Source organism: Halobacillus trueperi (assembly GCF_003386945.1).
Taxonomy (GTDB): domain Bacteria; phylum Bacillota; class Bacilli; order Bacillales; family Halobacillaceae; genus Halobacillus; species Halobacillus aidingensis.
Genome location: NZ_QUAE01000042.1, coordinates 1 through 10,732 on the forward strand (window position 1 = coordinate 1; position 10,732 = coordinate 10,732).

10 protein-coding genes are annotated in these 10,732 nt (G+C 46.4%); 8 read left to right on the forward strand and 2 right to left on the reverse strand.

The features are described from left to right. The first annotated feature begins 621 nt into the window (after positions 1-621). From DYE48_RS20730 to DYE48_RS20740, 3 genes are all read left to right on the forward strand, one after another. Positions 622-1,635, forward strand: a complete 1,014-nt coding sequence (locus tag DYE48_RS20730; protein WP_115825204.1) for an LLM class flavin-dependent oxidoreductase — start codon at positions 622-624, stop codon at positions 1,633-1,635. A 700-nt stretch (positions 1,636-2,335) separates the two neighbouring features. Then, complete coding sequence (locus DYE48_RS20735) at positions 2,336-3,283, forward strand: BMP family lipoprotein (protein WP_115825205.1); 948 nt, start codon at positions 2,336-2,338, stop codon at positions 3,281-3,283. Between the two features lie 12 nt (positions 3,284-3,295). After that, entirely contained in the window at positions 3,296-5,035 is a 1,740-nt protein-coding gene (locus DYE48_RS20740) for a methyl-accepting chemotaxis protein (RefSeq protein ID WP_115825206.1), read from the forward strand. 15 nt (positions 5,036-5,050) lie between these two features. On the opposite strand, the gene DYE48_RS20745 is transcribed toward DYE48_RS20740, so the two are convergent. Next, on the reverse strand, positions 5,051-5,302 hold the full coding sequence (locus tag DYE48_RS20745; protein ID WP_115825207.1) for a DUF2164 domain-containing protein: 252 nt from the start codon (positions 5,300-5,302) through the stop codon (positions 5,051-5,053). Positions 5,303-5,322: 20 nt separating this feature from the next. Further along, on the reverse strand, positions 5,323-5,925 hold the full coding sequence (locus DYE48_RS20750) for a class I SAM-dependent methyltransferase (protein ID WP_115825208.1): 603 nt from the start codon (positions 5,923-5,925) through the stop codon (positions 5,323-5,325). Positions 5,926-6,083: 158 nt separating this feature from the next. On the opposite strand from DYE48_RS20750, the gene DYE48_RS20755 reads away from it, so the two are divergent. From DYE48_RS20755 to DYE48_RS20775, 5 genes are read left to right on the forward strand one after another with little or no spacing between them, the layout of a single operon-like run. Further along, complete coding sequence (locus tag DYE48_RS20755) at positions 6,084-7,310, forward strand: ABC transporter substrate-binding protein (RefSeq protein ID WP_244199499.1); 1,227 nt, start codon at positions 6,084-6,086, stop codon at positions 7,308-7,310. After that, positions 7,291-8,142, forward strand: a complete 852-nt coding sequence (locus DYE48_RS20760) for an ABC transporter permease subunit (protein WP_115825209.1) — start codon at positions 7,291-7,293, stop codon at positions 8,140-8,142. The genes DYE48_RS20755 and DYE48_RS20760 overlap by 20 nt, the downstream gene beginning before the upstream one ends. Continuing rightward, the gene (locus DYE48_RS20765; RefSeq protein ID WP_115825210.1) at positions 8,139-8,939 is read left to right on the forward strand and encodes an ABC transporter permease; all 801 of its coding nucleotides are present in this window, start codon (positions 8,139-8,141) and stop codon (positions 8,937-8,939) included. The genes DYE48_RS20760 and DYE48_RS20765 overlap by 4 nt, the downstream gene beginning before the upstream one ends. Next, positions 8,936-9,901, forward strand: coding sequence for an ABC transporter ATP-binding protein (locus tag DYE48_RS20770; protein ID WP_115825211.1), 966 nt, complete (start codon positions 8,936-8,938; stop codon positions 9,899-9,901). The genes DYE48_RS20765 and DYE48_RS20770 overlap by 4 nt, the downstream gene beginning before the upstream one ends. Beyond that, a complete protein-coding gene (locus DYE48_RS20775) occupies positions 9,898-10,542 on the forward strand; it encodes a TVP38/TMEM64 family protein (protein ID WP_115825212.1) in 645 nt (214 codons plus the stop codon). Before DYE48_RS20770 ends, DYE48_RS20775 begins: the two co-directional genes overlap by 4 nt. Positions 10,543-10,732: the final 190 nt, after the last annotated feature.

Sequence of the window (10,732 nt, forward strand, 5' to 3'; positions counted from 1 at the left end):
AGCTTTTCGCATGCAGAATAGTGTGCTTAGGAGTTCATTCCCCTCCAATAACCATGTGCATAAAAGCAGCTAATTCCGAAAGTGGTTTCGAGATACTTAAATGGCAAAGGGGCGGAGGGGAATGGCGAGACTCCTACCTTAAGTGTGCAGGCGCCTCGGTCAGCGGCGTATGGACTGGACTGAGCTGGCGGAGATAAAGGAAACACGAAGAACGGAGTGATTCGATGTTGACTTATCGTACAGAAGCGAGGGAAGTCTCACTAGCCGCTAGGCGCCGGAACCGGATATCTAATAGGAAAAAAGTGCATGGTGAGACCCCACAGGACGCAGTCCGAGGAGGCTCAAGATAACAGAGGAAGTTCGATTAAGTTCGGCACGTCCTGTGCCAACATCGAACGACCCCACCTCGTGTGGGGCCCCGCGGAAAGCGAGCTATTCCCCGCAGCCCCATCCACTCAACAAAAGTCTTGAAACTGAGTGTTCCACAATCGGGAGCTTATAGTTAAGCTTTGTTTAGAGAAAAGAAGGAAAAGAATTGTTTTACATTTGCATCTGCACGTGGCACATGGGACGATAGTAGTTAGATAGAATGACAACGAACGAAGTAAATGGGGTATGAAAATGAAATTAAGTGTATTGGATCAATCCCCTATCTTAACAGGGACAGACCCAAAAGAAGCCTTACAACAAACAACAGATCTCGCAAAGTGGACGGACAAGCTGGGATATCACCGTTTCTGGGTGTCTGAACATCATAGTACAAGCAGTCTTGCAGGGTCTGCACCTGAGATACTCGCGGCCCACCTGGCTGCCCATACAAATAACATCCGAATTGGCACAGGAGGCGTATTACTTCCCCACTACAGCTCCTATAAAGTCGCGGAAGCTTTTCGAATCCTCGAAACCCTCCACCCTGATCGCATTGATCTTGGAGTGGGCCGGGCTCCTGGTGGGATGCCTAACGTCAACTTAGCGTTAAACCGTGGAAAAGTGCCAAGTATCGAAGACTATCCATCCCAAGTTGAAGAGTTGATCGCTTATTTACATGGACAGGACCCACACGGTATGGACGTGTATGCAACACCAAAAGGAGAAACGGCACCACCCGTGTGGATGCTTGGCTCAAGCGGAACAAGCGCTCGCTTGGCTGCAGACTTAGGCGTCTCTTACTCCTTCGCCCACTTCATTAACGGACGTGGTGGAATTCGAGCAATGGATCGCTATCAAGATTATTTCACAACCTCTATGCAGCAAAATAAGCCCATAGGGAATGTCTCTGTTTTTGTCGTCTGTGCAGAAACTGATGAGCATGCGGAGTATTTGGCTTCAAGTCTGGACCTTGCTCTTTTACAAATTGAACAAGGCGGGAAGCGCACACACTTCCCCACTCCCGAGGAAGCACTCAGTCATTCGTACACCATTTTTGAAGAAGAACGAATCCAGGACAACCGAAATCGGATGATTGTCGGTTCTGTTGAAAAAGTAAAGGAAGAGATTGAGCAGTTGGCGGAGAGCTACAACGTAGATGAAGTGATCGTCAACACGATTGTCACACCATTCGAAGATCGATTACGCTCCTACGAGCTACTCGCCGATGCTTTCCAATTAAGCCACTCCACAACCACGATGACCTAACGTCATCGTGGCTTTTTCTATTACCACTATTCAACTATATGGCAGGTTTCTTGAAGACTTGATTTCGATATGTAGGGGAGATTCTAGGGGCTACGGGAAACAGTTCGCTTTCCATGGGGCGGGCGGTGAGCCTCCTCGGACTTCGTCCTGCAGGGTCTCACCTGTCCCACACGTCCCATAGGAGTCTGACCGTTTCCCTCCGCCCCATTTGCCATACGAGGTTCTCGAAATCCCTTGAGCAGTAACCTGCCAAGCTCTGTCATGAAGGCTTGTTCACCCACGCCGTTATAGTGTCGTTTTAACCATAGATCCTGCACGTATAAGGTGTGGGAACAGGGTCTGGGAAACGTCCGCATGAAAAGCGAATGGAGACACGAACGTGTGTGTTTTTGTACTGACTGATCCAAAACACTGCAAATCGTCGTTTCCCTGACCCCGTATCCATGGCCAGGAATGGTCATTCATTATTTCAATTAGGCAAGGCTTCCTTTAAGGGTTCGCGATATGCGCTCACCGCGCTCCAGCGGAAAGCGAGCCATTCCCCGCAGCACCCATCCACTCAACAAACATCTCAAAACTGATCCTTCCACAATCGGGAGCTTTTGTGGCGGGAAAATATTAAGTCTTCCTTCCTATTTAAATCGTCCTGGTTATTTCCGATATTTATAGATGTCAGACATCATAACAAGGAGTGGTGATTTTGCAACGTCTATACATACCCTTCGTCCTCCTTTCCTTACTTGCAGGATTGGTTGGATGTGCAAACAATGAAACGAAAGCGAATACAAAAGATACGATCAGCGCTGGTCTTATCGTCACAGACAGCGGACTGGGGGATGATTCTTTCAGTGATTCTGCTTTTCAAGGCCTTGAACAAGCCCGTGATGAGTTAGGCATAACTTTCGATTATCGGGAACCGTTCGATCAGGATTATGAAAAGAATGCCCAAGAGCTGTTGGCCCAAGACCATGATGTCATTATAGGACTTGGATATAATTCGCAGGAAGCCATTGAGAAATTAGCGAAAGAAAACCCGGCCCAGTCATTCGTGATGATTGATGCTGTTTCTGAACTTGAGAACGTAACATCCATCACCTTTAAAGAAGATGAGGGCAGTTACTTGATCGGGCTCATCGCTGGAATGAAGACGAAAACAGGTACCGTCGGATTTATTGGTGGCGAAAAAATCCCGGTCGTAGAACGTTTTGAGGAAGGATTCAAAGCAGGGGTAAAAGAAGCGAATCCAGAAGCACAGGTCCTGTCTGATTATGCAGGAACGTTTGATGATGATGAATTAGGAGCTTCTATCACGAACGACATGGTGACAGAAGGTGCTGACTTCGTATTTCCTGCCGCAGGTTTTACAGGCATCGGTGTTCTAAAAGAAGCTCAGAAACAAGAGATCTACGCGTTCGGTGTGGATAGTGACCAATTTTTCGTAGCTGAAGAAGCCGTCGTCTCTTCCATGCTTAAAAATGTCAACGTCGCACTTTATGATGTGATGAAACTCTTGAGTGATGGACAAAAGCTCGATGGAGGTACACAAACGCTCGGCATTCAAGAAAATGGTGTAGGCCTTGCTCCGATACGCTTGATTGAATTGAATTCAGAGGAACAAAATCTATTAAATGAAGCGACAGGAAAGTAAGGGGGAAACGTGATGACTATCGGAAAAAGATTGTATACAATGACTCTCATTCCATTACTTTTATGCCTGACTCTCATCAGTTTCATCGTTTTTCAAATGATGGACTTACAACGTTCATCCAATCAAGATGTCCAAATTTTACTTGAAGGTAAAGAACTGCATGGTCAACTCGTCAGTGTGGAACAGGCATTGACCACCTACGGATACAACCCGTCAGAAGCTTCCCGCAGCGAAGCAGAAGTTCTAATCGAACAAACTGATAGTATCTTCGGGGATATGGAACCTCTCATTGCAACGGAAGCTCAAGAACAATGGTACAACCAGGCTCAATCGAAATTTCAAAATTGGACAGAGCTTGCTTCGGGGGCCCTATCAAGCAACGATACCAATGAAGTACAACGTCAAGCCGCCCGTACCGGAGGAATCATCAACGATATCTATATGCTTCAGCAAGAAGCCCAATCCTGGTATGACGCTCAAATGATGGACCAAAAACAGACGATTCAGAACTTGATCCTGTTCACCATCATCGCAGCTGCCGTCCTGGTAGTTTCTACGATTCTATCAACGACAAGACTTACGAAACTTATCGCGCGCCCGATTCGTGATCTTGCTGAAAAAGCATCTGAAGTAGCCAATGGAAACTTAAAAACTTCAATTGAAGTGAGTGATAAAGAGAAGGACGAAATTGGCCAATTGAAGCGATCGTTCCGTACGATGATCGGTAACTTAGAAGGAACCGTCCAATCCGTTCATCACATTGGACAAAATGTACAAGACTTCAGCTCCCGTCTTCACAATGAGATGGGTGGTCTTTCTGAAATATCGAGTCAAGTAGCCAATTCAACCGATGAACTTGCTCAAGGAAGCCAATCCATTTCTGAAGATGTTCAAGATGTGGCAAATCTAATGGATGATCTCCATCAAGGATTTGAATTGAACCGTGAACAGGGACAATCCTCCAGGAAGTCCAGTCAACAAGCCCTCACTTATGTGGATGAGGGGCAGACGAGCATTACAGACCAACGTGCGCTCATGGACCGAAGTGCGGCGTCGATTGCGAACGTAGAAAAGTCCGTTAATCACTTCATCCAATATACAGATCAAATTGAATCAACCGTCAAACTCGTCAATGATATCGCAGAACAGACGAACCTTCTTGCTCTGAATGCTGCCATTGAAGCAGCACGTGCTGGTGAACATGGAAAAGGCTTCGCTGTCGTCGCGGAAGAAGTTCGCAAACTTGCTGATCAGTCCACCTCAGCCACTGGACACATCACTGAAATGGTGACGCAGATTAGAGATGGCGTTCAAGTCATCGAACAGGAAATGCAGGAGACCATTCAAATTTCTGAACAGCAAAACCATTCTGTAGATACATCCAAGACAGCTTTTGAAAAAATAACAGCTCAAGTGAAGTCTATCGACGAACAACTGGACGACCTAGTCACTGGCCTGGATGAATCTAAAGATAAGAGTGCGAATGTCTATGTTTCCATAGAAAATGTGAGCAGTATCGTTGAAGAGACAGCGGCAGGAACAGAAGAAATCTCTGCGTCTACCGTCGAGCAGCAAGCCGCCTTCCAACAGATGATCAAAGAAACCGATCACCTGGAAAATATGGTGGCCGACTTGAACGAGCAACTGCAACATTTTGAATGGAATCAACGAGTGGAAGAACAACAAATAGAAAAGGATCTTGAAGTAAATTTCGAAGATGATGATGAAGAACCATACACCGCTTCAGCTTAATGAAGCGGTGTTTTTTTACCTGCGTGTCGGTTTACCAACTGGGCGTTCGAGGGAACGAAGATCTTCATCGACGTTCATAATCTTCTGTTCTACCATCTGTCTCGCGTCTGCTACTCCTTTGTTATAAAAGAAGGGGCCCATCTCTTCTGCTAGCTTATGTACCCATTGTTCAGCTGCGAGGTCACCGATCACCTCTCCCCGTTCTAGTTCAAAGTATTCTTTGACCTGGTCCACCATATACTCTCTTTCTTCTTTTTTTAATTTCATATGCTATCCTCCTTTTTTCCTTATCCTATCATATCGTTTTTCATTCCTGTCACACAGACCGCATCGTTGGGTTTTTCTGATTTGTAATGGATCCATACATTTTGAAACCCTGCTTTCACAAGAAGGTTTTGCAATTGACCACCCAGCACTTCCGTTGTGTCATCAGTGGCTTCTTTTTCATGCGGAACAATCGTCAGGGCGATTTTCCCCTTTTCACTGAGCAACGTCCGCAAGTGGCGGAGAATTTCTACGGGTCGGTCCCAAAACGTGATATTGTTGACGGCATAGATTTTATCTAAAGGGTTTTGAAAATGAAGCAATTGACAGGCGTCGCCATGAAAAATACCAATCTGCTGTGAACACGATTGATCATTTAACTTCTTTAAAACCATTTCAACCATCGCCTCTGAAGGATCGATTCCATACAAAGCCTCCGATTCCAAGGTAGCTATTTTTTTCAGAGCTGATCCAGAACCAAACCCGACCTCTAAAACGCGGTCACCCTTTCCTATATCCAGAAAAGACAAGGTCCAGTCGTTCAACCCCCTGTTCTCTCTTTCCATAAACATTCCGGCAAACTTGCCAGCTAGTCCTTCTGGTTTTGCGAATTGATTGTAAATCATTTCTCCGTCCTCCTTTTCCCTCCCTTTACCCGTATCTTTTTAGGTTCACGCATTACGAAAGTAGTATTAGTTTTTTTCTTATCGGTTTGTTTGTATGATAAATGACAGAGGGATTTTTGTAGTACCCATATAATGAGAATCATAGGGGGGAGATTCGGTTGAAGAAGTTTATACCATTTTTCCTGCTGGCGATTCTGTTTTTGACAGCCTGCAGTGAAACATCCACAAATAATAAAGATTGGACAGAAGCTTCGTGGGAAGAGATCGAAGCAGCAGCAGAAGGAACAGAAGTCCGCCTGTATATGTGGGGTGGGGATGAAGGAATCAATGCCTACATTGATGACTATGTCGCACCACAGCTGGATGACCAATACGGAGTCTCGCTGAAACGCGTCCCCCTTGACACGCCGGAGATTTTACAGAAGCTCCAAACAGAAAAACAAGCGAATAAACAAGACGGCTCCATTGATGTGATATGGATCAATGGAGAGAATTTCAAAAACGCGAAAGAAAACGAATTGCTGATGGGTTCTTTTACAGAGATTCTGCCTAATTTCAATGATTACTACAATACCGAAGACCCAGCTTTCCAAACAGATTTCGGAACAAAAGTGGAAGGAATGGAAGCACCCTGGGGCAAAGTCCAGTTCGTGTTTCATTATGACTCAGAAAAAGTCACCAATCCTCCCGCTACATTCGAAGAATTACAAACGTGGGTGGCTGAAAACCCCGGTAAGTTCACCTATCCGACAGCTGAAGAATTTACAGGCAATGCGTTCTTAAGACACGTCTTATACGCTCAGGCAGAAAAGCCTTCGGATATTTATGAACAATCCTTGGAGGAGAACAACATCACTCCAACCGCTGAACGTACGTGGTCCTATCTTAATGAAATGGAAAACGACCTATGGCGTTCAGGAGAACATTACCCAAACAGCCTGACAGAATTAGACCGGTTGTACAGCCAGGAGGAAGTTTGGATGACGATGGGATATAACGAATCACGGGCCGAATCATTGATTGAAGAAGGCGTATTCCCTGAATCTACACGTTCGTTCGTCATGGAACCAGGATCCATAGGAAATACGCATTTCCTGTCCATCCCTTTCAACAGCCCGAATCAACCCGGCGCGTTGGCGGCCATTAACTTCATGCTTTCGCCAGAAGCTCAACTGGAAAAATATAAGCCGGATCACTGGGGAGAGAATACACCCATCAACTTCGATCAATTGCCTGAAGACATCAAAGAGGAATTTAAAGCTGTCGAACGTGGAGAAAGCGTGTTATCAACAGAAGAACTTGAAGCGAGCTTCCTGCCGGAGTCAGAAGCCGCCTATGTCGACTGGATGAAGGAACAGTGGTTCAATGAAGTTGTTCAAAAATAGAACCTTCCTTCTCTTTCTTCCAGCGAGCATTTTTTTGATCATCCCTTTCTATGGGTTTATCCACGCAGTCATCCAAAGCATAGGTGGAGAAGGGTTAGCCCATTATGAAGAGATTTTAAACTCAGAACGGTTTCTTTCTTCAGTGTGGTTTAGTATTCGAACATCAGGAATAGCTACGATCGTTTCCATTATCCTTGGTCTTGGTTTCACAAAGTGGTTTCACCCATTGTTAACCAAAACCTCTCCCAGGCTGATGGTTTGGATCCCGATGCTTTTCCCACATTTCGTATGGGGGTACATGGTCATCCTCATACTCTCAGAAACAGGTTGGACGGCACAAGCTTTTATAGCTGCCGGCTGGCTTGAAGATACATCACACTTTCCCGTCTGGACCCGGGATCCGCAAGGCATAGGGATCATCATCACGTATGTATGGAAAGAAATCCCCCTTGTTATTCTGCTGCTTCTTCCTGTGTATGCATCCATCCACCCTGAGTATTACGCTCTTGTAGACAGCCTTGGGGGAAACGCGTGGCATCGATTTACTACGGTCGATCTGCCAAACCTCCTTCCTGTTCTCGTGGAATCATTTTTGATCATTTTCTCCTTTACTCTGGCAGCCTATGAGGTTCCAGCTCTGATCGGCACGACTTTCCCGGAGATGATATCCGTGCTCGGGTATGAGTGGTTTTATGGAAGCTCTTGGGAAGACCGGCCATTGGCTTTTGCCGCCATGGTCCTGACTAGTTTATTCCTCCTGGGGCTGACCTTGATCAGCTACTATGGGTTAAGCAGGCCCAAATGGAGAGCGATGAGGGGGGATCGACCATGATTCGAAAAAAAGTGTTCTTTCTTATTTTGACCTTGCTTTTTTTCATCATTCCGCTAACCGTTTTGCTATTACAAAGCGTAAGTGCCCCTTGGCGCTTCCATACGGGACAAGGCATAGACTGGGGATGGGAAGGGTACTCAACCCTCTTTCAGAATCCTCAATTGTGGGAAGCGACATTCATATCCATCGGGATTGGTTTTGCTGTACTGTTCATCAACGTCGCGATTGGTTTGTTTACAGGAAAAGCTCTGACCTCCTACGCTTATCGTGGAAAAGCATGGCTGGAGGCTCTGCTTTTATCACCGATTTTAATTCCATCCTTGGCCATTGCGATGGGGCTCCACCTGTTCATGATTCGAGTCGGTCTTGCAGACACCATTTGGGGCGTGATGCTCATCCATTTAGTACCAACCGTTCCCTACAGCATCAAGATCTTTCATAACAGCTATCAGCAAATGGGAAAAGCGATGATGGAGCAGCCTCACATTCTAGGAGCAGGATTCTGGACACAGGTCTTTACGGTAGAACTCCCTTTACTCAGACCTGCAATCCGGAGTGTCACCTTTTTAACGCTTGTGATCAGTTTGAGCCAATATGCCATCACCGCCATTATCGGTGGCGGCCGGGTGCTGACATTGCCATTGGTCTTTTTTCCTTTTCTCAATAATGCCAACACGTCAATCATGGCGGCATTCTCGATCTGGTTCGCACTCATCCCAGTTTTCATGTACATCATCATTGAAGCTTTGATGATGTTTCTCCCCTACTCTCGATTGCCATGGAGGAATCATCGATGACACAGACGAAATTAGAAATGAAAAACATTACAAAAACCTTTAATCATGACAAGATTTTGAATGAACTGACCTTCCACCTTGAGAAAGGTGAAATCATGAGCATTGTCGGACCTTCAGGCAGTGGAAAAACGACCCTGCTCCGTATACTCGCAGGGCTTGAGAAGCCGACCGATGGCGAAATCATCATGAATGGAAGAGACATTACTAGACAGAAAGCGAACCGGCGCAGCATCAGCCTCGTCTTTCAGCAGCCTTTGCTTTTCCCGCATATGACCGTAAAAGAGAATATCGTTTACGGAGCAAAAGTCTCAAAAAAGTATAAAGAAGAAAAGATTGAATCTTTACTGGAAGCGATCGGGATGGCGCGTTTCCGTGACCATTTTCCTTCTGAGATTTCCGGCGGACAGCAGCAGCGGACAGCCCTCGCCCGTGCAATGGCCACGGAACCTGAAGTAATTCTGTTTGACGAACCCTTCAGTAGTCTGGATCCATCTTTAAGACAGGATCTTAGATACTGGGTGCGTGACTTCCTTGCCTCGAGAGAAACGACATCGGTTTTCGTTACACACGATATGGAAGAAGCGATGATCATGGGAGATAAAATCGCTGTCTTTGAAGACGGGAACTTCCAACAGATTGGCACAGCTGAAACGTTACACAAGTCGCCTGCCAACATGAGGGTCGCTTCCTTTTTAGGGGGCCATCTCATTTTGAATGATCACGAATTCGCCCCTTTACATGCCGTACGAGTAGGGACTCAAAAAACATCAAAAAATGAGGTTAGCTTCCACGCAACTGTCGAGCACATTACTTACCAGCATGGGCGGCCGGTGGCACATTTATATGTCAACGATCTTGAGAAGAAAATATCAATACCTATTGACGAAACGTTCCCCACACGGGAAGTCCAGGTAACCATTCCGGCTGGTTCCATCCAGACCTTCAGCGGAGAAATTCTATGAACAAGAAAAACATATTACGGACCGCTTTGTTCCTTGGCCTATTTATTGCTCTTGCTTGGTTTGTTCGCTCCCGGTTTGACGTAAGTGCGGATAACATCCGCTCCTATATTCTATCTTTCGGCGCCATAGGACCACTCATATTCATGGGGCTGTATGCCATCGGCCCCATCGTCGTGTTTCCCACCTCCGTTCTTTCGCTCGCCGCGGCTTTCGCCTATGGAATCTGGCCCGGCATGCTATATATCGTCATCGGAGCTACAGGAGCCGGTGTCACCGGGTATATCATGGGAAGGTTTTTCGGAGACTCTGTACTCAAATTCCACCAGTCCAAATGGGCAGGGAACATATACGAGCGGATGCAGGGACAAGGTTTCCTTTATGTATTCATCCTGCGTCTTATCCCCCTTGTCGGATTCGATATATTAAGCTATCTAGCAGGAATGACGAGAGTGAAGTTTCTCTCTTTCGTCCTGGCTACTGTGATCGGGATGCTTCCCGGAACGTTCGCTTACAGCCTGGTCGGAACAAGCCTTGCAAGCGGAGACCGCACACTGATCCTCATCGCCTTCAGTGTCTTCACCCTCCTCCTCGTCACCACCTACCTCTTCCGCAATAAAGTCCGAACCTGGCTAAAACTATAAGCTTTATCCAACTAAATGGTAGGATTGTGGAAGACTCAGTTTCGAGACTTTTGTTGAGTGGATGGGGCTGCGGGGAATGAGTCGCTTTCCGTGGGAGCGCGGTGAGCCTCCTCGGACTGCGTCCTGCGGGGTCTCACCATGCACTTTTTTCCCACAGGAGTCTCCCCATTCCCCTCCGCCCCTTTACCGT

Coding starts and splice junctions, on each gene's coding strand:
- DYE48_RS20730 (WP_115825204.1), top strand. CDS start 622: ATGAAATTAAGTGTATTGGATCAATCCCCTATCTTAACAGGGACAGAC.
- DYE48_RS20740 (WP_115825206.1), top strand. CDS start 3,296: ATGACTATCGGAAAAAGATTGTATACAATGACTCTCATTCCATTACTT.
- DYE48_RS20745 (WP_115825207.1), bottom strand. CDS start 5,302: ATGAAATTAAAAAAAGAAGAAAGAGAGTATATGGTGGACCAGGTCAAA.
- DYE48_RS20750 (WP_115825208.1), bottom strand. CDS start 5,925: ATGATTTACAATCAATTCGCAAAACCAGAAGGACTAGCTGGCAAGTTT.
- DYE48_RS20760 (WP_115825209.1), top strand. CDS start 7,291: ATGAAGTTGTTCAAAAATAGAACCTTCCTTCTCTTTCTTCCAGCGAGC.
- DYE48_RS20765 (WP_115825210.1), top strand. CDS start 8,139: ATGATTCGAAAAAAAGTGTTCTTTCTTATTTTGACCTTGCTTTTTTTC.
- DYE48_RS20770 (WP_115825211.1), top strand. CDS start 8,936: ATGACACAGACGAAATTAGAAATGAAAAACATTACAAAAACCTTTAAT.
- DYE48_RS20775 (WP_115825212.1), top strand. CDS start 9,898: ATGAACAAGAAAAACATATTACGGACCGCTTTGTTCCTTGGCCTATTT.